Raw genomic sequence first — 23,973 nt, 5'->3', positions numbered from 1 at the left:
TAATAATGAAAACACTTCTATATAGAGTATCTATTTTACTAATTGTTTGTAGCCTTTTTCATTCATGTGAAAGAGAATTACAGGAATACGACTTTATTAGAACAGAGAGATGTGTTTCAGATAATGTGGTTGTAAATCCGTTTATAATTACAGATTTTGAATGTCAGTCTAATGTCGAAATTAGTGGTGTTTCTGTTATTAGAAATCCAAGTGAGACAGGCATTAATCTGTCAAGCTTTGTAGGTGAATATATTGATGGAACAAGCGCAACAGATGGATTAAGCATTAATTTTGATAGTGCAATCGATTTATCTACCAATGCCGTATTTAATTTAAAAGTAAAAACTAGAACAACAGGCACATTAGAAATTCAGTTGACAAATACTTTAGGTCAAATAATGTCTTATACTATTGTAGTTACAGGAAATGATATTTGGACACAATATGATTTTGATTTAACAGAAGTTCAAAATGAAGATTTTATTCAAATTGATTTAATTTTTAATAGCGGAATTACAACAAATGGAGAGGACGTGTATTTAATAGACGATTTAAAGTTTGATGTCGCTGTAGATCCATGTGAAGGTGTTGTTGAAGATTTATCGGTAATTAACGATTTCGATTGTCAGCAAAACTATTTTTTAGGCGATAACCCGGCACAAACAGATGTGCCAAGAATTGATAATCCGTTTATTCAAGGTATTAATCAAAGTGCTCATGTGGGAAGATATGAAGACGACGGAACAGCTCCTTTCGATAATTTCCAAGTAGTGTTTGATGCGCCAATAGACTTAACAGACAATAGTTTATTAAAATTAAAAGTATATGCAACAACATCGGGTCCTTTATTAGCAAAACTAGAAGGCGGAACACCAATAGAAGTGTTTGCTAATATTACAGTTCTTAATCAATGGGTAGACTATACGTTTGATTTTTCACTAGCAGCAAATAGCGGAAACGATAGGTTGGTTCTGTTTTTTAATGCAGGAGAGACCGATGGAACTAATGCCGATATTTATTATTTAGATGATATTCGTTTCGAATCAGATGACTGCTCTGCCATAATTGAAGATTGCACAGGAGTCACTCCAGATTTAAGTATTGTAAATGATTTTGATTGTCAACAAAACTATAATCTTGGTAACGATCCAACGATAAACGATGCACCAACGGTGCAAAACCCTAACGTAAGCTGTCAAAATCGCAGTTCAAACGTAGGAAGATATGTAGATGACGGGACGATGCCTTTCGACAATCTATTTATTAATTTAAACACACCTATCGATTTAAGTGTAAACAGTACGTTTAGAATGAAAGTTTTAGCAGCAAATGTTGCTCCGGTATTAGCAAAACTAGAAGGAGGAACACCAGCAGAAGTTTTTGCAGACATTACTGTAGCGGGAGATTGGGTTGAGCTAAGCTTTAATTTTGCATCAGCTATGGGAGCAGGAAATGATAAATTAGTATTGTTTTTTAATGCAGGACAAGTAAACGGAACTGCTATGGATATTTATTATATAGATGACATGCGTTTTGAAGCACCTTAAGAATGTAATTACGTTTAACCAGCATAAAAAAACCTCAATCTATTCAAAAATAGTTGAGGTTTTTTGTTGTACTCAAGGCGGGAATACATTAAAAAGCTATAATATGCTAAAAAACAAGGTAATATATTATTTGTTTAGTGAGTAATCCCGAGTATATCCCGAAAATTAAAATTTAAGTTTGAATTTTTCTTTTAATTATAAACTAGATAATGTTTGCATGAATTGATTATTTTAGAACGATTTTATAATCGTTCAAAATAAACCAAATAAAAATAATATAGTAGCAAATATTGTAATCATTATGAAAATTTCAGTTTTATTAGTGTAAACAGACCAGATTTTGTCAATTTTATTTCTCTTTACCTTCATCTTAATTCTATATATAATATTAAAGTCTAGCAATATGATATTTTAAGTTTAAAGAGAAATAAAAGAATTAATAAGTGGTCTCATATCCCGAAGGTTACTGGTTTGAGTCCAGTTCTCGCTACTAAGTGCAAAGTATTGTATATAAACGGTTTGATGTTGTCAAACCGTTTTTTTATGCTTAATTTTATAGCTTTAATACAGACTACATACACAAATGCATACAAAAGTGCATACGATTTAACTTTGAAGAAAGAATTTTCAACACCAAAAATTTACACCGCAAACAACGATGCAACCAGAACAACCAACATTGCAACCAACACAGCAACCAGAACAACCAACGTTGCAACCAGTAGAACAACCAATTAAACCAGAAAATTCACAACAAATCACTTTAAAACCAATACTGCCAACATTGCAACCAACGTTGCAACTAACAGATCAATTAAATAGTGTAAAATTAAGGCAGATTACTTTCTTTATCTTTCAAATTTGCTACATTTGGATAACTTGATTTTACGCTAATGTTTCAGATTTATTTTTTATAAAGAACTGTAAGATGTATTAATTATGTTGAAATATTAACATTGTTGTTTTTTAAAGTAATTTACTAATAGAATTTTGTGTTCAATCTTTTAAAGAATACAGGTCGTGAAATAATCGAATAATAATGATTTTTAGATACTTATTTTTTATTTTTTTATTTTTCTTTAAAATTTCTTATTCACAGGATAGATATAATAATGTTGAGGCATATACTAAGGCTTTAAGAAAATACCACACAAACCCATTATATTTTAAAAATACTGTAGATAGTGTTCTAAATTTAGTAAACGATAGCTTAAAATTTAGTCCAAATTCTAGATTAAAAAAATCTAAGCCTGAATTATTAGATTTTTCCGCATACCTAAATAGAAAATCGATAAATTATCAAGAGTCACTCGAGAAATTAAACGAATCTATCAAGATTCAACAAGAAATAAGTGATGAATTTTGGTTAAGTAGAACTTACAGGAGTATATCAGGAATTTGGTTTAGTCAAGATGCTTTTGATAAGGCAGATTTTTTTTTCAAATTGGCTGCGGAAAATGCTAATTCACAAAAAAATATAGAAGAACTTTTAAAGTTAAAATCTTTTAAAATGTATCAAGAAAGTAACAGAATATTAAAATTAAAGGATGAGACCAAAATAGATTCTATTAACAAAGTATCTATTTCAATATATGAAGATGTAGTAGAAGAAGCTTTAAACCATAAATTATATTCTATCGCAGCTTCAGCTTATGATGAGTTGGCTAGAGTTTATAGATATTTTAAAAATCTTAAACAATCTGAGAGCTATCTTAAAAAAGCAAAACAATATTATGCTTTAGATTCTAATTTGATTGGTTTAGAAAAAGTTCAATATGCATATTCTAAACTGTATAGAAAACTTGGGCAATATAAACAATCTAAAATCTTTTTAGATGAAAGTATAAACTTTGTAAAGCTTTTAGGTGATAGCACAAAGTTAAAAATGCGTTATCTGTCTCAAGTTCATTTAGCAGAAGCTCAAAAAAATTATAAAAATGCCTATGAATATTACATAAAATATAAAAGACTTAACGACGATATTGTTGCTAAAGAAAATTATCAAAATATGGCGGACTTGTCTGCAAGATTAGAGTTTGAAAATAAGTTAGCACAAGAAAAAATTCGGTTAGAAAACGATTTAAACTTGGAAATTTTAGACTCCAAATCAAAGACAAGACTATATACGTGGCTTACAATACTTATTTCCTTCTTCTTATTAATTTTATCTTACTTCATTTTTAGACAAAAAGAGTTGAAATCTAAAAATATAGCACAAAAAAAAATAATTGAAAACAGTAAGTTAAAGGAGGATCTTAATAATAAAACTATTAAAGTGAGTGAGTTATTAGCAGAAACACTTTCACAAATTACGCAGAAAGAAACTTTGATAGAAACTATAAAAAACACAGATGAGTTATCTAGCAATAAGAATGTTAAATCTTTAATAACTAACCTTAAAGCTGAAGATAAACAAAGCAAAACTTATCAAAATATTAAAAGCGACAATTTTAAAATTTATTCAGATTTTTCAAAATTTTTAAGGAATAAGTACAATGATTTAACTGTAACAGATGTTGAAATTTTAATTTATTTAGCTCAAGATTTAAAAGATAAAGAAATAGCTCAATTAAGAAATACGACACCAGAATCAGTAAGAAAATCTAGATATAGAATTTCTAAAAAATTAAATTTAAACAAGACGGCAAACTTAAAAGACTTTGTCTTAGAAACATATAAAAGTTTAAAAACCAATAGCTAAAAATAATGTCCCGTTTTTGTCCCAAAGAAAAAACAATAAATATTTTAGCGACTTCATAAATTGTTTAATATTTAATTTATGTTAACACGTAAATTAAATATTTTTCAAATTCTCCTGCTATTTCCTATTGTTATTTTTTCACAAAAGGCTTCAAATGACACCTTAAATATTGATAGTTCATCTTTATCTAAGGAAATTGGAAAATATTTTAGTTATTATGAGGATGAAGAGCATGAATACAATATAAGATATGCAAGAAATATACCGTTTAAAAAATCTGAAGAAAACATTTTAAACTTTGGATTTAAAAACTTTCCTATTTGGTTAAAATTAAATGTAAGAAATAATAGTAATAAAGAAGTTGAAAAGTTTTTTAGAATAAAAAAGTCTTTACAAGACTCTATTATACTGTATACCGAAAACTCAGTTCTGGAATCTGGGTTTATGGTAAAAGAATCAGATAAAGTAATAAAAGGGTCTTCAATTTATTTTCCTATTAAACTTAATAAAAATGAATTTCAAACACTTTATTTTAAAGCCAGCAGTAAATATGGTATTTCGTTTGATATTGACGTTATAGATAATAAAAATAAAGCTAATGTTGAGTTAAAAGAGATTATAACCATAAGTCTTTTAATAGGTGCACTTCTTATAATTGCCATTTATAATCTTTTTCTTGCTTTTGGCTTGAAGGACACACTTTACGTCTGGTATAGTATAGGTGTTGTTTTGTCTCTATTAACTCAACTTTTAGTCAGAGGTTTTGCTAAATTATTTATAATAAATGATGAACATTTTTTCCTTCATCAATGGTTACCTGTTATAATTATTGGTTCAGGTGTAATCGTTTTAGCAAATTTCTGTATAAAGTTTTTAAACACAAAATCTTATAGTAAACTAGCCTATAATTTGCTTAAGTTTTTAATCTTTTATCAAATAATATCTATTGCTTATCAAATTATATCCTATTATATATTTGGTATTAAAACTACTAATATTACTGTTGCTGTAGGGGCTTTGCTTTTTGGGTTTATAGCATTATCATCTGGAATTATTACTTACTTGAAAGGGAATAAATATGCCATTTACTTTATAGCGGCATGGAGTTTATACAGTATAACTATTGTATTATATGTATTTACTTTATTAAATATTATTCCAATTAATGCAGTAACTGCAAATGCTTATATGCTAGGTTCTGTATTAGAATGTTTATTGCTGTCGTTTGCTTTAGCCCATCGTTATAATTTATTACAAAGTGAAAAATTAAAATTAGAGAGCGACAACTTGTCTAAAAATGAATCTATTATTGCAAAGCAAAAAGAGATTGTGAAATTAATGAATGAATCTATTAATCATTTAAAAGATAAAGCAAAACTTACCGAAACACTTCAGTCAATTAGTAAAGAAGAAAAAGTTGAAAATCTCGAAAAACTTTTAAAAGAAATTAAGTTAGGTAGTGCAGATGATTCTAAAAACTTAGTCATTAAACAAAGTTTAGTAAAATTAAATGAAAATTTTAAAAATAAACTAGTAACACATTATTCTAATCTAACAAAAACAGAATTAGAAATTGCTATTTTAATAAAGTCTGGATTATCAAGAAGTGAAATTTCTAATCTTAGAAACACATCTATAGATGCTGTTAAAATGTCACGTAGGAGGCTAAAATCTAAATTTAATTTAAAGAAAGAAGATAGTTTAGATGATTTTATATCTAAGCTTTAAACCTTTGTATAACTGATGTTTATAGGTTTTGTTCCCTGTTTTGTTCCCTGTCTTACCCTTTTTTGTCCCGTCAATTTTATAAAAATTATTCAAAATCATATTTAAGTTTGCATTGTTAAATAAAAACTAAAATAATGTTAAAATTGTCTATTCTTTTTAATTCTATCAAGAATAAGTATTCTAAATCTATATCTGTTACAAAAGAGCAAGAAAATGATAAAGAGTATTTAAATAGTCTAAATGAGATTGAAAGCAATTTAAAACAACTACTACGAGTAATAAAAAAATAAATAGTTATAACTTATGAAATTATACCAATTAAAAGTTTTTAATAATAATTTACTTTTTAAGCTTACGCTGTTTTTCTTCCTAAGTCAAAATTTAAATGCGCAAGTAGGTATAAACACTACCACACCAAATGCACAATTAGATATCGTTGCAAGTAATGCTACTACACCTAACGTAACCGATGGTATTTTAATACCTCGAGTAAATGCATTTCCGGCAACAAATCCAACAGCAGATCAAAATAGTATGTTGGTTTATTTAACCACAACAGTAGGTACAAATACTCCTGGATTCTATTTTTGGGATAATGCTTCTACAACTTGGGTACAACTAGAAACTAGTAATAGTTCTGTAAAAACTTTAATAGAGGATACCGATAAAGACACTAAAATACAAGTAGAAGAAAACACAGACGAAGACAAAATTCGTTTTGACGTTTCTGGTACAGAACGTATTGTGTTAGAAGAGGCAACTACAAATTTAGATATTGTAGGAGGTTATACACAATCTAACGCACAATTTACTTTACAAAATACAGGTTTAGCTTTAGTGCCAGATGGCACAAGTAACAGTTCTCAAATTATTTCTATACAAGGTCAATATCCAGGACCAAACTATCCTTATGCAAAAATAGATTTAAGAAATAACGACCAAGGTACCATTTATACTGGTGCAAGTATCCGTTCTCATAATGATGGATCGGTTAACGATGGCGATTTAAGATTTTTTACAACAAATAATCAGACATTATCTGAGAGAATGCGTATAAATTCCTTTGGTAATGTAAGTATAGGTGGTGTTTCTAATAATGGAAGATTATATGTAAAAATGAGTAATGCTACATCTTATTTTCCAAATTGGTCTGCCGGAGGTGGAAAAATAATAACACAAGTGCATATAGGTGATGCTGCAAATCCTCAAACGCGTTTTTATAATACAGGTTCAGATTTTTACGATGTAGGTTTAGACGGTTCTGGAAATTTTACAATAGAAGAAAACGACCAAGAAAAGTTCTCAATAAATGGAGGTGTTGTAAAAATTAGTAATGCATATAGCTTACCAGTTTCCGATGGTAGTTCTGGACAAATATTAACTTCGAATGGTTCTGGATCAGCATTATGGGAAACTCCTACAACAGATGTATTACTTTCAGATGGAGATAATGATACTAAGATTCAAGTTGAAGAAACCATAGATGAAGATATCATCCGTTTCGATACAGCTGGTAATCAAAAAATGCTCATTAATAGTGTTGGTGATATAGGTATAGGAACAAATACTCCAGAAACTGCACTGCATATAGAACGTTCTTCTGGCGATGCAAAATTATTATTAAATGCAAAATCTACTTCTAACGAATCTCGATTAGAATTCAGAAAATTTGCAAATAATTTTTCTTCTGCCATAGGTTATTACCCAGGAAATGCCGAGTTAAGAATTAGAACCAATCAAAATAATGCGATTTTATTTGAGCCAAATGCAACTGAAGCTTTTCGCATCATGCCTAGCGGAAACATAGGTGTATCAGAAACTAATCCTCAAGAAAAACTTCACATTAATGGCAATCTACGTATGGTAGACGGCAATCAAGCTACAGGAAAAGTGCTAACTAGTGATGCGAGTGGTACCGCAACATGGCAAACACCAACTAGCGAGATTTTAGAAAAAGGTAGTGTTAACATTACCAATAGTCCAACTGGTACAGCAATAGAAATAATAAATTTTACAGGAGCTTACACCACGGCACCTCAAGTACATATAACTGTAGAATCGGGTAACTATGGTGAGTTTTACATAGCTAACGTAAAATTTAAATCCACCACATCTTTCGAGATACATGTGTTTAGAGCAGATTCTCCGGGAGATCCAGTAGATAGCGTAACAGTAAATTGGATAGCAACAAATTAATTATGAATAACACAAACAATAAAATAAATATGAAAACAAAAATTACTTTACTTTTTTGCTTTGCTTTACTTGTTTTGGGAAAAATACAAGCACAATGCGAGTATTTATTAAGTCCTTTAAGTTTACAAGAAAAGGTTAGCAATGCAAATCTTATTGTAGAGGCAGAAGTACTTTCTTCCCAAAGCTTTTGGAATAGTAAACGAACCAACATTCACACGAGTCATAAATTGGCAGTAAGTGAATTGTTCAAAGGGTTTAATACTAGTACAGTCACCATAGAAACTCAAGGAGGTACAGTAGGAGAGGAAACCCATACCATGTCGGACCAACCAGATTTACGCGTTGGAGATGTAGGGTTATTCTTCTTAAAAAAGAATATTAATACAGGACGTTACCAAATTTATGGTGTAGTACAAGGAGTTTATAAATACGATATCTTCGATAAAACAGCTTACGCACCATTTAGTAAATTCAATAGTATAACCGATTTATATAAAGCAGTTGAACGTGTAACTAACCAAACAAAAACAACGGTAAATGCTAACCAGAAATTGGCTGCAAGTACTAATAATTTTGTAATGGCTACGCCTACAAATATTACATTTACTCCAGCAGCAGTAAATGCGGGAACCTACGAAACATTAACTATTAATGGTACCAACTTTGGTACTACTAAAGGAAGTGTACAGTTTTTTAATGCAAATACAGGTGGAGGCAGTTATACGTCAACTGTAGCAAACGAGATTATAACTTGGACAAATACACAAATTGTTACTCGAGTACCAAGTTTAGCAGGAAATGGACGTATTCGTGTAGTAAATGCAACTAACGAAATAGGGCAGAGTGCTGCAAATTTAACAGTAAATTATTCTCATATTAATTTTAATGCAGGAGGAAATCAATTAAAATCTTTTCTTCAGCAAGATAATGGAGCAGGAGGTTATACATTTTTGTATGAAAATACTTTTAATAACGATGCTTCTGCGAAAGCACGTTTTGAAGAATCTTATGATTTATGGAATTGTGCTTCAGGATTAAATTTTGTTTGGGGAGGAACAACAACTGCAAATACAAGTTCAAGCGATGGTATAAATATCGTGCGTTACGACAATGCAACCGATCCTTTAGGAGCAGGTGTTTTAGGACAAGTTACTACACGAGCATTTGGAACTTGTGGTACAGCTTATGCAGCAGTTAATGAGTTAGACATTACTTGGGATTCTGGTACCAATTGGTATAAAGGCACAGGTAACCCTAGTGCTATACAGCACGATATGAAAAGTGTGATACTTCATGAACTTGGTCATGCACACCAACTTGGGCACGTAATAGACGCTAATAAAGTAATGCATTATGGTATAGGTGCTGGTGTAAATAATTATGCCTTATCTACTCAAGATGAAAATGGCGCTAATTATTTAATGGATTATTTTGAAAGCTCACCAGGTTGTGGTTTAGTTGGTATTTCAAGAACAGAATCTGTAGTGATTACAAGCCAACCTAGCAACGTAACGAGCTGTAATACTGGTAACCATACATTCTCTGTTACAGCTACAGGAGCAACCAACTACCAATGGCAAATCAACAATAGTGGTACCTATACCAATCTATCTAATAATACTACGTATAGTGGTGTAAACACAGCTACTTTAACTGTAAATGTTACAGGCGCAACTAATGCTGAATTTAGATGCGTGGTTAGTGATGATTGTGCAAATGAGGCAAATTCAAGTTCAGCAACTTTAAACATAACTTCTGGACCGAGTATCACAGCACAACCAGGAAACAGAATTATATGCGAAGGTTCTAACACTACTTTTAGCGTTACCGCTACAGATGCTACAGGTTTCCAATGGCAAGAGCAAATTGGTGGTGCAGGTGCTTGGGTAAACATTGCTAATAATGCTACCTATTCTGGCGCAACTACAAATACTTTAACCATTACTAATGCAAACTTTGCCTTAAACACTAATAAATACCGTTGTCAAGTAAGTAATACTTGCCCAACAAGCAGTACCTCAAACGAGGCTACCTTAACCGTTTATGAAAACCCAGATGTCACAGTAACCGTTACCGATGCGGGTTGTGCTTCTCTAGGAGCTATTACATTTACTTTTCCAGATAACCCAGCACGTACTGGTATTGAGTTTAGTATTAATGATGGTGTAAATTATACCCAAGTTGGTGATAATTCAGGATCTTACACTTTTACAGATCTAGCCATAGGGACCTATCCACTTTGGGTACGTTGGGGTAATGATGATTGTCCTATAGATTTAGGAGATTACCAAGTCGTTTTAGGAACTGATACGGTAAATCCTGTGGCGCAATGCCAAAACATAAGCATCGATTTAGATGCAACAGGTACAGCTACTATTACTGCATCTGATATTAATAATGGTTCAACCGACGATTGTGGAGTAGATAGTTTAACATTAGATAATGACACTTTTACAACTGCAAATATTGGCGATAATACGGTAATCTTAACCGTTAGCGATGCCGAAGGAAATACAGCTACTTGTACTGCAACTGTTACCGTAAATGGTTTTGTGCCAATTTCTATAGCTTGTGGTGGCGATGTAACTCAAGAGTTAGACAATTTTGACTGTGCTACACCAGTAAACCTAACTGCACCAACAGTAAATTTAGGTGGCGATACTTCTACTTCTTTACATTTTGATGGGGTGAACGATCGTTTACGATTAGCGTCTGGTTTTCCATCAGATATATCAGAATTTACTTTAGAAATGCAAGTGAAATTTGATAGTTTCGGTGCTCTTGAAGCTTTATTAAATTACGAAGGTTGGTCTGCTGGATACTTACATTATCAAGTGAATAGCGGTGGTGATTTAGCCATCGGAATCAACGGAAACTCACCTAATGGAGTAACCAACAACACCAATTTTGTTACTGGTCAATGGTATTACATAGCAATGACTTACGATGTTGCAAATAAAGAAACGAAACTCTATGTAGATGGCACATTAATTAATACTATAAATTATACTGTGGCAAATCCTTTAAAAGGTAACTTGCCTATTACCATAGGTTCTTGGGGAACGTCTCGTTATTTTAATGGTAATATAGACGATGTAAGAATCTGGAATACCGTTAGAAGTTTAGAGGAAATTCAAGCAACCAGCACAATGCCTTTATCAGGAAATGAGCCAGACTTGTTATTGTACTATAACTTTAACGAAAATGGAGTAGTCAACTGCGCAGACAATACAGCAATTACTACGATAACCGATAAGGCAACTACATTAAATGCAAGTATGACTGGTTTTGCATTAACCAATAGCGATTGTAACTCTAATTTTCAAGATGGTGTTTTACCAAACTATACACTTATAAACGATTATAATAATACTGCGTTTTTCGCCGAAGATGTAGCAGAAGGTACATATACCGTAAATTGGACTGCTACAACAGGTAATGGAGATACAGCAACCTGTTCTCAAAATATTACTATAACTAATAACGACGGAAATGCGTTTTGTGAAGACGATTATTTCATAACCACTTGGGAAACCACTACAGATAACGAAGCCATAACTATACCAACTACAGGAACAGGATACAATTATGTAGTAGATTGGGGCGACGGTATCTCTTCTACACATAGCGATGCAGATGCTTCTACCGATGCGTCACATACCTATACAACAGCCGGTTTTTATACTATAAAAATTGCGGGAGATTTCCCTAGAATTTTCTTTAATAATAATGCTGATTCCGATAAAATCAAGCAAATCAACCAATGGGGAAGTATACAATGGTCGAGTATGGTAAATGCTTTTAACGATTGTAAACGCTTACGTGTACCAGCTACTGATGCACCAGATTTATCTAACGTAACCGATTTGGCTTACATGTTTAGAGCTTGTGTAGATTTAAATGATGAAGATTTCTCGCATTGGGATGTTTCTAACATTACCAGAATGGACGGAACGTTTTACTATACGAGAAGTTTTAATGGAAATTTAAATGGTTGGAACGTAGGTAAAGTAAATCGTTTTAGAGAAATGTTTTATTTATCTCGTTTTAACGGAGATATCACCAATTGGAATATTGGAGAGTTTGTGACAGGAACAGTGTCATTTAAATGGATGTTTGAGCAGGATGATGCATTTAACATAGATATTTCTACTTGGGATGTGAGTAAAGTAAACGATTTTGAAATAATGTTTAAAAACACAGTAAATTTCGATCAAAACCTTGGTACTTGGGATATTACTAGTGCAACCAACATGAATAATATGTTTTTAAATGTCACTTTAAGTACCGAAAATTACGATGCAACATTAATTGGTTGGGCTACAGACGACAGTGGAGTAGCAGGCGATGGTATAGATGATATTCCTAGTAATATTACTTTTCACGGTGGTAATAGTACCTATTGTATTGCACAAGAAGCTAGAGATACGCTAATCAATACCTATGGTTGGACCATTACAGATGGTGGATTAGGTTGCGATTTTACAAACGCTTTTGTAACCACTTGGGAAACAACAACAGCTAACGAAAGTTTAACCATACCTACCACAGGTACTGGTTATAATTATGTGGTAGATTGGGGTGATGGCTCTGTTACAACTCATTCAGATGCAGATGTTACTACTAATGCAACACATACCTATGCAACTGCAGGAGCACAAACTGTAAAAATTATAGGTGAGTTTCCTAGAATTTATTTTAACCAGACGGGTGATCGTGAAAAAATAAAACAAATCAACCAATGGGGAAATATTGAGTGGACTTCATTTCAAGATGCTTTTTATGGTTGTAATGCAGGACCAGATGTGTTTGAAATTGTAGCAACAGATACTCCAAATCTAACAAATGTGACTAATTTTTTAAGAGCATTTAGAAATGCACAAGTTACAGGAGATTTAAATAACTGGGATGTAAGTACTGTAACCTCATTAGAACAAATATTTTATGGTGCAACAGTTAACATTCAAGTAGACCAATGGAATGTATCTAATGTTACTAATTTTTTCTCTGCATTCAGAAGTTCTAACTTTAATGGTGATATCACCAACTGGAATACAGGAAATGCATTAAGCTTTAAAGCTATGTTTGCTGGTAATTCTGTGTTTAATCTAAATATAGGTTCTTGGGATACTTCAAAGGTTACAGATTTTGCAAATATGTTTCAAAGTGCAACGGGTTTTGATCAAGATTTAAGTGCGTGGGATATCAGTGCTGCAACAAATATGTCAGTTATGTTTAGCAATGCTGGTTTAAGTCTTACTAATTATGATGCTACCCTAATTGGTTGGGCTACAGACGCTAGTGGTGTTGCAAATGATGGCATAGATGATATACCTAACAACATAACCTTTAATGGTGGAAATAGTAATTATTGTGCAAGTGAAGCACAAAGACAAACTTTAATAGATACGTATACTTGGACTATTACAGACGCTGGTGTAACCTACAGTTGTTATAATTTCGATAACGGTTTTATAACCACTTGGGAAACCACTACAGATAATGAAAGTATTACAATTCCTACCACAGGAACTGGCTATAATTATTTAGTAGATTGGGGTGATGGTACAATAACTGGCCATTCAGATGCCGATGCTAGTACAGATGCCACGCATACCTATACTACAGCAGGAACTAAAACTATTAAAATTAGTGGTGATTTTCCTAGAATTTATATAAATGGATATACAGATAGGCAAAAAATACAAACAGTAGTGCAATGGGGTAATGTGGAATGGACGTCATTTGCTTATGCGTTTGATGGTTGTAGTAACCTAGTTATAAACGCTACAGATGCTCCTGATTTAACGAATGTTACAGATTTTACCAAAATTTTTAGCTTCTGTACAAGTTTAGTAGGAGACTTAAGTAATTGGGATGTTTCAAATATTACAAATATGACCGAAGCGTTTGCAAATACAATTTTCAATGGAAATATAACAAGTTGGAATGTTTCTAATGTAAGTTTATTTACAGAAATGTTTTTAGGAAATCAATTTTTTAACCAAGATATATCTGGTTGGACAACAACTTCTGGAACGCATTTCGACGGAATGTTTGATGGCGCGTATGTATTTAATCAATCAATTGGGCAGTGGGATACTTCTAATGCATTATCTATGGAATCAATGCTATACGATGCCAACAGTTTTGAACAATCTTTAGCAAATTGGGATTTAACAAGCATTGCTAATATGCAATATTTACTTGAAAATATTGGTGTTTCAATAGCAAATTATGACGCCACTTTAATAGGCTGGGCAACCGATACTAGTGGAGTAGCAGGCGATGGAGTAGACGATATTCCAGCAAACATTACTTTCCATGGAGGAAATAGTAAATATTGTTCTGCGGAAGCAGAAAATGCACGTCAATTATTAATAAATACGTATGGTTGGACAATTACCGATAGCGGAAGAGATTACAGTTGCTATGACATCGATAACGGTTTTATAACCACATGGCAAACGACAAGTGATAACGAGACTATAACAATACCAACAACCGGTACTGGTTACGATTATGTTGTAGATTGGGGTGATGGAAATGTTTCAACGCATAATGATGGTGACGCAACTACCAATGCCGCACATACATATGCTACAGCTGGAACTTATACAGTAAAAATTGGAGGAAATTTTCCTAGAATATTTATAAATTCTAGTGCAGATGCGGGTAAACTTAAAAATTTGAATCAATGGGGAAATATCCAGTGGAGTTCATTAGCGTTTTCTTTTAGAGGTTGCAATAACATGAATTATTCTGCTACAGATGCCCCAAATTTAACCAATGTTACAAGTATGGATAATGCCTTTTGGTTTTGTAGAGCAATTGGAAATCCAGATTTAACCTCTTGGGACGTTTCAACTATTACCAATTTTAGAAGTACTTTTGGCGGTTCAAATTTTAATGGAAATGTTTCTACATGGGATGTTGGAAATGTTAGTAATTTTTCGTCAATGTTCAGTGAAACTCCTTTTGATCAAGACTTAAGCTTATGGAATATTGGAGAACATGTCACTAGTGGTATAAATATGTACCAGATGTTTAGAGCCGATGGTACAAACAGTTATAGCTTAGGAGATTGGGATATATCAAAAGTTACTAATATGGACAGAATGTTTCTTTATACTACTGTTGAAACGAGTGCTTATGAAGCAACACTAATAGGTTGGGCTACAGATGCTAGTGGTATAGCAGGTGATGGTATAGATGATATTCCAAACAACATTTTATTTCATGCAGGGAATAGTAAATACTGTTCTGCAGAAGCAGAAAATGCACGTCAAACTTTAATAAATACCTATGGTTGGACGATTACAGATGGCGGAAGAGATTACAGTTGTTATGATATAGATAACGGATTCATTTCTTCTTGGGAAACTACTACAGATAATGAAAGTATAACCATACCAACAGCAGGTTCTGGTTACGATTATGCTGTTGATTGGGGCGATGGTACTATTTCAGGTCATTCTGATAGTGATGCATCAACAAATGCAAGTCATACTTACGCAACAGCAGGAAACTACACCGTTAAAATTGGCGGAGATTTCCCAAGAATTATTTTAGATGGTTCTAGCGATAGAGATAAGTTATTAGAAATTTCACAATGGGGTAACATCCAATGGACTACCATGCTTAGTGCATTTAGAGATTGTAACAATTTAATGGTTACAGCTACCGATGCGCCAGATTTATCTAACGTAACTAATATAGAACGTTTCTTTAACGACGTAAGTAGTACAATTGCAACAGATTTAAACCATTGGGATGTAAGTAAAGCTACAAACCTAACTTTTATGTTTGCGGGTAGTAATTTTAATGGATTGATAAACAATTGGCAAATTACCGATGCTGAAAGTTTATTATACATGTTTGCGTTCTCTAGTTTTAATCAAGACATTAATGACTGGGATACTTCAAATGTTAACAATTTTGAAGGTATGTTCCGTAGCTCGGCTTTCAACAACAGTTTAGAAAATTGGGATCTAACTAATGCTACTAACATGGGAGATATGTTTAGAAACGCAACCTTATCTACCGAAAATTACGATGCAACCCTAATAGGTTGGGCAACCGATGCTAGTGGTGTAGCTGGAGACGGTATAGATGATATACCTACAGGTATCACTTTTCATGCTGGTAACAGTACCTATTGTTTAGGAGAAGAAGCACGTCAATTACTTATAGATACTTATGGCTGGATCATAACAGATGGTGGTAAAGGTTGTGTAGCAATAGCTCCAGTAGTTTATTTACAAGGTGCAACAATAAATCCAAACGCTGGCGAAGAAACCTTAATGCGCGACGATTTACGTGTAGGTAATTATTTACCAACAACAAGTCCGTATGCAGATGCTTTAATTTGTGAAGCTACCGTATTTAATACAGGAGGAACATCAGGTACTGGAGCAATAGCAGACAATATTGTAGACTGGGTTTGGGTAGAATTACGTGATGCTACAGATAACACCAATGTCATTACAGGTCGTTCTGCATTATTACAACGTGATGGTGATGTGGTAGATTTAGATGGAGTTTCATCATTAGAACTTCGTACGTATAGCGATAATTATTATGTAGTTGTAAACCATAGAAACCACCTTGGAGTAATGACTCAAAACACTGTAGCGTTATCAAGTACAGCGACGTTTGTAGATTTTACAAATGCATCTACATTAACTTATGGAACCAATGCTCAAAACGATTTAGGTAGTGGTGTGTTTGGCTTATGGGCTGGAGATTTAAATGGAGACAATGTTGTTAGATTTGCTGGTCCAGGAAATGATACTAATATTTTAAAAACAACGGTAGTAAATTACCCATCAAACACTACGGGATCGATTTTCTTTCCATATAATGCATATGATAATTTTGATTTAGATATGAATAGTCAAGTACGTTTTGGAGGTCCAGGAAATGATTCTAATATATTAAAATCAATAATAATTAGTTTTCCTGGAAATAGTACTGGAAGTATATTCTACCCTATAAGTCAGCAATTACCTTAAATAAATTATATAAAATTAAAATAAAATGAAACAAATTTATAGCTTTATTGTGTTATTATTTATTAGTATAATAACTTACGCTCAAACAGAACAATATGAGTTTTCTATACAATACATAGGAGTTAATGGAAGTACTGGAAATTATCAATTTGCATTTGTAGCAACTCCAGATGCAGATGTTACTAATCAGTTATCAAGTGATATGGCTGCTATGGTTTCTGTACCTGCTGGTTATAGCATCGGTAATTTTGAAAACGGAACTTCTGGAATACCTTCTTCAGAATTTCTGGCTGACAATTATGGTTTAAACTCCGACGCTGGTGACCCCACGTTTTATATTAATAGACAGGTTCCAACAACAAACATTTTCTTTAACTTTACTTCAGGAACTCCAATTCAATTAGTATTGTTTGATATAATAGGAGCCACACCTCCAACATCTGGTTTCTTGAGATTATTACCTCCAGGAGACGGATCTAGGCTCGGATTTCTTCCTGATTATATAAATATGACGGATGGATCTACTACAACAGATAGATACGGTACACAATCTACAACCGAAAATAGTTATAATTTTTCAACTTTAGGTATTATTAATAGCGAATTAGACAGAGTAAGTATCTATCCAAACCCTGTAAAAAATGAACTAAACATCAAAGGTTTTAAAAACATTGATTCAGTAAGTATTACAAATATAAGTGGTCAAGTAATTAAACAATTTACTAATAGTTTAGAAAAATTAGATCTATCAGATCTAAGTTCAGGTGTTTACTTTGTTTCGATTAGTTCGCAGGAGAAAATAAAAAGAATTAAAATAATTAAAGATTGATAATTTTAAAAACCTCAAAGCTAGATGTAAATAAAAATTTAGTTAGTAATTAAGTTAATAGTAATTAAATAGTTTTGAGTATAAGCTACTTCTGAAAAGGAGTAGCTTTTTTTGGTATAAATATATAAAATAACGTTACTTATATTACAATCAAAACAACCAGTTAAATTTATTTCGATTATGTCTTGGTCTAAAGTGATGTTCGTATTTAAAAAGATGTAATTGCAAGCAGCAACCTTAAAGATATAGGAAATTATTGTAAACTACATGGTATTGATTATTTGACCACAATTGATTTTGTAATACAAGCTTTTATGAATAAGTTATGGACAGAAGAAGAATGTAATGCATTTATATAGTTTTAAAAAAGTAAATCACATAAACTACCTTGTTCTACTTTTACAGAATATAAAGACTTAAATGAATTACCCTTAACGGCTTAAGCTTTGTAGTAATACATAAACCGTACATTTATTGAAATAAAAAATTCGCAACTATTTGTACTTAAATTAGTTGCGAATTTTAATTGTACTCAAGGCGGGAATCGAACCCGCACTCCGAAGAATCGGATTTTGAATCCGACGCGTCTACCAATTCCGCCACTTGAGCATAGACAGAAGACAAAAATAATCGAATTTTATGAATTTCATCAAAATTAAGCCAATTAAAAAGATGCTAACTTTAAAAAAAGTTATAAATTTGCGCCTTATTATAAAAACAATAAACGGTTAGTAGCTGTAAAACAAGTATTTATATGTCAACTCCTATTCTAGAAGCCAAAATTTTTACCTGTAAGGAAAGTAGAGCATTAGCAGAAAAAATTGCTAAAGCCTATGGAAGTAAGTTAGGTAACGTAATTACCTCTACTTATAGTGATGGTGAGTTTCAGCCTTCTTACGAAGAATCTATTAGAGGAGCACGAATTTTTATTGTAGGGTCAACAAACCCAAGTAGTGAAAATTTAATGGAAATGCTGTTAATGATAGATGCAGCAAAACGAGCATCTGCAAGACATATTACGGCAGTTATGCCTTATTTTGGTTGGGCTAGACAGGATAGAAAGGACAAGCCAAGAGTGCCAATTGCTGCTAAATTAGTGGCTAAAATGCTGGAAACAGCTGGAGCAACAAGAATTATTACAATGGATTTGCATGCAGATCAAATTCAAGGGTTTTTCGAAAAACCTGTAGACCATTTATTTGCTTCAACTATATTTTTACCATATTTAAAAGATTTAAATTTAGACAACTTAACTATTGCTTCACCAGATATGGGAGGTTCTAAAAGAGCTTATGCTTATTCTAAAGCATTAGAAAGTGATGTAGTAATTTGTTATAAGCAAAGAGCTAAAGCTAATGTTATTTCGCATATGGAATTAATTGGTGATGTAACTGGTAAAAATGTGGTGTTAGTGGATGATATGGTAGATACTGCAGGAACGCTTACCAAAGCAGCCGATTTAATGATGGAACGTGGCGCACTTAGTGTAAGAGCCATTTGTACACATCCGATTTTATCTGGAGATGCTTATAAAAAATTAGAGGCGTCTAAGTTGGAAGAATTAATCGTAACCGATTCTATTCCTCTAAAACAACAGAGCTCTAAAATAAAAGTGTTAACTTGCGCCGATTTATTTGCTGAAGTGATGCAAAACGTTCACTACAACAAATCGATTAGCAATAAATTTTTAATGTAAATTAATAATCAATAATAAATAAACAATGAAATCAATTACAATTAACGGATCTCAAAGAGAAAGCGTAGGTAAGAAAGCAACTCAAGCCTTACGTAATGCTGGTCAGGTTCCTTGCGTGTTATACGGAGGAAAAGAATCAGTGCATTTCTCTGCACCAGAATTATCTTTTTCAAGCTTAGTATATACTCCAAACGCGCACACAGTTGTGATTGAGTTGGCAGACGGTACTAAATTTGATGCCATTTTACAAGATATTCAATTTCACCCAGTAACAGACAGAATCTTACACGTAGATTTTTACCAAACATTCCCAGATAAAGAGGTTACTATGGATATTCCAGTGGAATTTGTAGGAAACTCTCGTGGTGTTAAGAATGGTGGTGTATTACGTAAGAACAAACGTAGTTTACGTGTTAAAGCTATACCAGGAAACTTACCAGATTTTATTACAGTAGATATTACGCCTTTAAAAATTGGAAACAAGTTTTACATTACAACTTTAGAAACAGACGGATACAAGTTTATGCACCCAGATAACACTGTAGTGTGTCAAGTAAGACGTTCTCGTACTTCTATTGTTGATGATGAGGATGAAGAAGAAGCAGGAGATGTTCCAGCTACAGAAACAGATGATGTTGCTGCAGTAAAAGAATAATTTCTTTCTTAATAAATTTTAAAAGCATTCTGTTAATTCAGGATGCTTTTTTATTTTTGACCAAATACGTTTAAGTATGCTAAAATGGTTAGGGTCACTTTTCAATAAAAAGAACGAAGAAATAGATATGAAGAAATTTTTAATTGTTGGCTTAGGTAATATTGGAAATGATTATGAAAATACCAGACATAACATAGGTTTTAAAATTTTAGATCAGTTAGCTAAAAATGAAAGTTTAGCTTTTGAAACCGAAAAATTAGGAGACATAGCAACCTATAAATTAAAAGGGCGCACATTTATTTTATTAAAGCCAAGTACTTATATGAATTTAAGTGGTAAGGCTATAAAATATTGGTTAGACAAAGAAAATATTCCGTTAGAAAATTTACTAGTCATTACAGACGATTTAAACTTGCCATTTGGTAGTCTTAGAGTAAAAACAAAAGGAAGTGCAGGCGGACATAATGGGCTAAAAGACACGCAAGACAAACTGCAAACTACAAATTATAACCGATTTAGATTTGGAATTAGTGATGCCTTTAGCAAAGGTCGTCAAGTAGATTATGTGTTAGGCGAATGGTCTAAAGACGAAGAAAGCCAGTTGATAGAGCGCTTAGAAGTTGCGGTTGAAGTTATCAAATCTTTTGGTTTGGCAGGAATAAATAATACGATGAATGCGTTTAATGGGAAATAAGACTTAGGGCATTTCCCTCACACATTCGGGTCGCGCTTTGTGTAGTTGCTTTGCGAAAGCCACTTTTAAAAGTTTTTGCAAGAGCTCCAACAATGATTCAATCGCTAATGTAAAATATGTTATTATTATAAATGAATTGAGTGTGTAGTATAATTTAAATATGTTTTGTAAAAATAACTTCTATAATTCTAAAAATAATTCAAATTCTTTTATTGTTAATGAGGGGAATTATTTTAAATTTTTTCTATCATCTAAAACATAGATAGGTTCTTGAAAAAACATTTTTCTTATAATCTTATTTACACTAATAATAGAGTCTGATATATAATTTTTTTTATAAAAACTTTGTAAAATAAAACCATCAACATTTTTATAACCTTCAGTAATATTTATTAGCCCAAGTTTGAGTGTATTTGATTTAGGATTTGAATTAAAGAATGAATCGATAAATACTTGTTTTCCATAATTGTTTTTAACACACATTGCTACTTCATCTCTGTTAATTTCTTCTTTATCAAAAAGAGTTATTTTATACATGGATTTTCCTAAAGGGACTGTATCTGGCAGGTTTGTTCTATAAAAAAAGCTTTCATTGAACAGTGTGTCTCCATTTTTAGAAAATGATATTTTTTGATTAACGTAGTCTTCAAAACCTTTAGATTTATCAAAATATATTTGTGTTTTTGTTTTAATATTTCCAGAACTATAATAAGTACTATACCAAATTAAAGTATCAATATTATTATATTTAGTTTTATCAGAATCATATTTTGTGTCATTTTTTGTAGTAAATATGATTGAATTATTTGATTTTACTTTTTTATTATCGTTTTTACAGGAAAACAAAAAAGCAAGTAAGGTTAAAAGAAAATAAAGAAATTTCATAATATTTCTATTAATATTCAGGAAATGTAAACGCTAGCACTTAATTATCAAGGAATGCAGATCTTTAATCTGAACTTAAACAGTCAATTCCGAGTGCTTCAATTTTAAATTAATTAAAGGTAAAATTAGACTGCCAACTGAAGACTAAAAAATCTACCAACCTCCAGAAGCACCACCACCTCCAAAACTACCACCTCCAAAGCCGCCAGAGAAACCTCCGCCGCCACCAAAACTACCACCACCAGAGCTACCTCCAAAACCACCACGTCCCATATTACTTAAAATAATAGCGTCTAGTAAACTACCACCGCCACCATTTCTAAAATGTTTACCGTCATGGTTGTCTCCACCTTTATTTTTTTTACTAAAGACAATAACAAGCATGATAAACAGGATAATTAAGAAGAAAATAAATCCTGCAGGAGATTCTTTACTTTTCGTTTTAGTGTTTTTGTAAGCTCCAGTTAGAACTTCATAGATGGATTGTACACCTTTGTTTAATCCGCCGTAATAGTCATTTTTCTTAAAAAAAGGAATGATGTCATTTTCTATAATACGTTTAGATAAGGCATCTGTTAAGTAAGGTTCAATACCTTGTCCTGTGTTAATAGCAATACGTTTATCTCCTCTTGCTAGTAAAATAAGGATACCATTATCTTCTTTTTCTTGTCCAATACCCCATTTTTCGCCCCAATTAGCGCCTAAATAATTTATGTTTTCACCGTTTGTAGAATTAATAATGGCAACAACAATTTGTGTTGAGGTAGAATCTGAATAACGTATAAGCTGTTGTTCTAATTGGTTTTTTTCTGAAGCCGATAATAAATTGGCATAGTCGTAAACACTAGTTTCAAGACTTGGTTTTTCTGGTATTGTGTATTGTGCAAAACCTGTATGAAAACAAAACAAGCTAAAAAACAAAATAGTAAATAGGCCTAATTGCTTATAGGAAATACTTTTTAAAAAGATGTTTTTTAGCATGTTGGTTTAAATGTTATCCTTTAGAAATGGTGTTTGGTAATTCGTCAATATCATCTGGTTCGCAAGGGAAAAATTCTTTTAAAGCTTTTCCTGCCGCTAAAATTCCTTGTCGTAAACCTTCAGCAAATTTACCTTTCTTAAATTGTGATTGAATAATATCTTTAGTGTTGTCCCAGAAATCTTCTTCAACAACCTTGTTAATACCTTCATCACCATAAATAGCAAACTCTCTATCGTCTACAGCAACATAAATTAAAACACCATTTCTTAGTGCGGTTTCATGCATATTTAATTCATCAAAAACTAACAATATGCGTTTGTTGATATCGCCAGAACTTGTTGGTTCTATATGGACTCTAATTTCTCCTGAAGTTTCTGTTTCGGCAGCACGAATAGCACTTACCAATAATTGTTCTTCAGCAGGACTTAAAAATTTTTCTACCGATGCTTTCATATTAAAAGTCAAATTTTACTTCTGGAGCTTTATCGCTACCTTCTTCAGCTTCGTAATACGCTTTAGCATCAAATCCAAAAATTGAAGCTACTAAACTTCCTGGGAATTTTCTCACAGAAGTATTGAATGTTTTTGCCGACTCGTTAAATCGATCTCTAGCTACATTAATGCGGTTTTCTGTACCTTCTAATTGACTTTGTAATTCTAAAAAGTTTTGATTAGCTTTTAATTCAGGATAACGCTCTACAGTAAGTAATAAACGGGATAAAGCACCACTTAAACCACTTTGTGCTTGGTTAAACTGTGCTAATTGTTCTGGGGTAATGTTAGAAGGGTCAATAGTAACACTTGTTGCTTTAGAACGTGCGTTAATAACAGCTTCAAGAGTACTCTTTTCGAAATCTGCAGCACCTTTTACGGTGTTTACTAAATTACCTATTAAGTCAGAACGTCTCTGGTAAGCACTTTCTACTTTAGCCCAAGATTCGTTAACGCTTTCTTCCTTGGTTACAATACCATTGTAAGAACTCATAACCCAAAGACCTAAAAGGACAACAACAATAATTGGTATTAAATATTTTTTCATTTTGATT

At 32.3% G+C, this 23,973-nt stretch carries 14 protein-coding genes and 1 tRNA gene; 10 read left to right on the top strand and 5 right to left on the bottom strand.

Features of this window, described 5'->3' with window-relative positions; all coding sequences use genetic code 11:
* Positions 1-5: 5 nt before the first annotated feature.
* The 7 genes from C7H52_RS01765 to C7H52_RS01735 all read left to right on the top strand — a co-directional run bounded on the left by C7H52_RS01765 (position 6) and on the right by C7H52_RS01735 (position 18,015).
* On the top strand, positions 6-1,547 hold the full coding sequence (locus C7H52_RS01765; protein WP_106462167.1) for a hypothetical protein: 1,542 nt from the start codon (positions 6-8) through the stop codon (positions 1,545-1,547).
* A gap of 543 nt (positions 1,548-2,090) precedes the next feature.
* Positions 2,091-2,285 (top strand): hypothetical protein, encoded by a 195-nt coding sequence (locus tag C7H52_RS01760; protein ID WP_106462166.1) that lies wholly within the window; start codon positions 2,091-2,093, stop codon positions 2,283-2,285.
* A gap of 301 nt (positions 2,286-2,586) precedes the next feature.
* Positions 2,587-4,248 carry a helix-turn-helix transcriptional regulator gene (locus C7H52_RS01755; RefSeq protein WP_106462165.1) on the top strand — a complete coding sequence of 554 codons (1,662 nt, stop codon included), beginning with the start codon at positions 2,587-2,589 and terminating at the stop codon, positions 4,246-4,248.
* 78 nt (positions 4,249-4,326) lie between these two features.
* Positions 4,327-5,976: a 7TM diverse intracellular signaling domain-containing protein gene (locus C7H52_RS01750; protein ID WP_106462164.1), complete on the top strand. Its 1,650-nt coding sequence runs from the start codon at positions 4,327-4,329 to the stop codon at positions 5,974-5,976.
* Positions 5,977-6,279: 303 nt separating this feature from the next.
* Entirely contained in the window at positions 6,280-8,172 is a 1,893-nt protein-coding gene (locus C7H52_RS01745) for a hypothetical protein (protein WP_106462163.1), read from the top strand.
* 29 nt (positions 8,173-8,201) lie between these two features.
* Positions 8,202-17,186: a BspA family leucine-rich repeat surface protein gene (locus tag C7H52_RS01740; protein ID WP_181256198.1), complete on the top strand. Its 8,985-nt coding sequence runs from the start codon at positions 8,202-8,204 to the stop codon at positions 17,184-17,186.
* Positions 17,187-17,211: 25 nt separating this feature from the next.
* Positions 17,212-18,015 carry a T9SS type A sorting domain-containing protein gene (locus tag C7H52_RS01735; protein ID WP_106462161.1) on the top strand — a complete coding sequence of 268 codons (804 nt, stop codon included), beginning with the start codon at positions 17,212-17,214 and terminating at the stop codon, positions 18,013-18,015.
* A gap of 529 nt (positions 18,016-18,544) precedes the next feature.
* Here the strand turns inward: C7H52_RS01735 and C7H52_RS01730 are convergent.
* A tRNA-Leu gene (locus C7H52_RS01730) sits at positions 18,545-18,624 on the bottom strand.
* A gap of 145 nt (positions 18,625-18,769) precedes the next feature.
* Between C7H52_RS01730 and C7H52_RS01725 the strand changes: the two genes are divergently transcribed.
* The 3 genes from C7H52_RS01725 to pth all read left to right on the top strand — a co-directional run bounded on the left by C7H52_RS01725 (position 18,770) and on the right by pth (position 21,060).
* Entirely contained in the window at positions 18,770-19,711 is a 942-nt protein-coding gene (locus C7H52_RS01725) for a ribose-phosphate pyrophosphokinase (RefSeq protein ID WP_106462160.1), read from the top strand.
* Positions 19,712-19,736: 25 nt separating this feature from the next.
* Positions 19,737-20,366, top strand: a complete 630-nt coding sequence (locus C7H52_RS01720) for a 50S ribosomal protein L25/general stress protein Ctc (RefSeq protein ID WP_106462159.1) — start codon at positions 19,737-19,739, stop codon at positions 20,364-20,366.
* Positions 20,367-20,442: 76 nt separating this feature from the next.
* Positions 20,443-21,060 (top strand): aminoacyl-tRNA hydrolase, encoded by a 618-nt coding sequence (pth, locus tag C7H52_RS01715; RefSeq protein WP_106462158.1) that lies wholly within the window; start codon positions 20,443-20,445, stop codon positions 21,058-21,060.
* 228 nt (positions 21,061-21,288) lie between these two features.
* On the opposite strand, the gene C7H52_RS01710 is transcribed toward pth, so the two are convergent.
* The 4 genes from C7H52_RS01710 to C7H52_RS01695 form a co-directional block, all read right to left on the bottom strand.
* On the bottom strand, positions 21,289-21,945 hold the full coding sequence (locus tag C7H52_RS01710; protein WP_106462157.1) for a hypothetical protein: 657 nt from the start codon (positions 21,943-21,945) through the stop codon (positions 21,289-21,291).
* A 153-nt stretch (positions 21,946-22,098) separates the two neighbouring features.
* Positions 22,099-22,926 carry a TPM domain-containing protein gene (locus C7H52_RS01705; protein WP_106462156.1) on the bottom strand — a complete coding sequence of 276 codons (828 nt, stop codon included), beginning with the start codon at positions 22,924-22,926 and terminating at the stop codon, positions 22,099-22,101.
* Positions 22,927-22,939: 13 nt separating this feature from the next.
* Positions 22,940-23,380: a TPM domain-containing protein gene (locus tag C7H52_RS01700; protein ID WP_106462155.1), complete on the bottom strand. Its 441-nt coding sequence runs from the start codon at positions 23,378-23,380 to the stop codon at positions 22,940-22,942.
* Between the two features lies 1 nt (position 23,381).
* Positions 23,382-23,966 (bottom strand): LemA family protein, encoded by a 585-nt coding sequence (locus C7H52_RS01695; RefSeq protein ID WP_106462154.1) that lies wholly within the window; start codon positions 23,964-23,966, stop codon positions 23,382-23,384.
* Positions 23,967-23,973: the final 7 nt, after the last annotated feature.

The sequence above is a fragment of the Aurantibacter aestuarii genome (assembly GCF_003008425.1).
GTDB lineage: Bacteria > Bacteroidota > Bacteroidia > Flavobacteriales > Flavobacteriaceae > Aurantibacter > Aurantibacter aestuarii.
The sequence above is the reverse complement of the archived record's forward strand: the minus strand, read 5'-3'. Positions and strand labels throughout refer to the sequence as shown.

Coding starts and splice junctions, on each gene's coding strand:
- C7H52_RS01765 (WP_106462167.1), top strand. CDS start 6: ATGAAAACACTTCTATATAGAGTATCTATTTTACTAATTGTTTGTAGC.
- C7H52_RS01760 (WP_106462166.1), top strand. CDS start 2,091: ATGCTTAATTTTATAGCTTTAATACAGACTACATACACAAATGCATAC.
- C7H52_RS01755 (WP_106462165.1), top strand. CDS start 2,587: ATGATTTTTAGATACTTATTTTTTATTTTTTTATTTTTCTTTAAAATT.
- C7H52_RS01750 (WP_106462164.1), top strand. CDS start 4,327: ATGTTAACACGTAAATTAAATATTTTTCAAATTCTCCTGCTATTTCCT.
- C7H52_RS01745 (WP_106462163.1), top strand. CDS start 6,280: ATGAAATTATACCAATTAAAAGTTTTTAATAATAATTTACTTTTTAAG.
- C7H52_RS01740 (WP_181256198.1), top strand. CDS start 8,202: ATGAAAACAAAAATTACTTTACTTTTTTGCTTTGCTTTACTTGTTTTG.
- C7H52_RS01735 (WP_106462161.1), top strand. CDS start 17,212: ATGAAACAAATTTATAGCTTTATTGTGTTATTATTTATTAGTATAATA.
- C7H52_RS01725 (WP_106462160.1), top strand. CDS start 18,770: ATGTCAACTCCTATTCTAGAAGCCAAAATTTTTACCTGTAAGGAAAGT.
- C7H52_RS01720 (WP_106462159.1), top strand. CDS start 19,737: ATGAAATCAATTACAATTAACGGATCTCAAAGAGAAAGCGTAGGTAAG.
- pth (WP_106462158.1), top strand. CDS start 20,443: ATGCTAAAATGGTTAGGGTCACTTTTCAATAAAAAGAACGAAGAAATA.
- C7H52_RS01710 (WP_106462157.1), bottom strand. CDS start 21,945: ATGAAATTTCTTTATTTTCTTTTAACCTTACTTGCTTTTTTGTTTTCC.
- C7H52_RS01705 (WP_106462156.1), bottom strand. CDS start 22,926: ATGCTAAAAAACATCTTTTTAAAAAGTATTTCCTATAAGCAATTAGGC.
- C7H52_RS01700 (WP_106462155.1), bottom strand. CDS start 23,380: ATGAAAGCATCGGTAGAAAAATTTTTAAGTCCTGCTGAAGAACAATTA.
- C7H52_RS01695 (WP_106462154.1), bottom strand. CDS start 23,966: ATGAAAAAATATTTAATACCAATTATTGTTGTTGTCCTTTTAGGTCTT.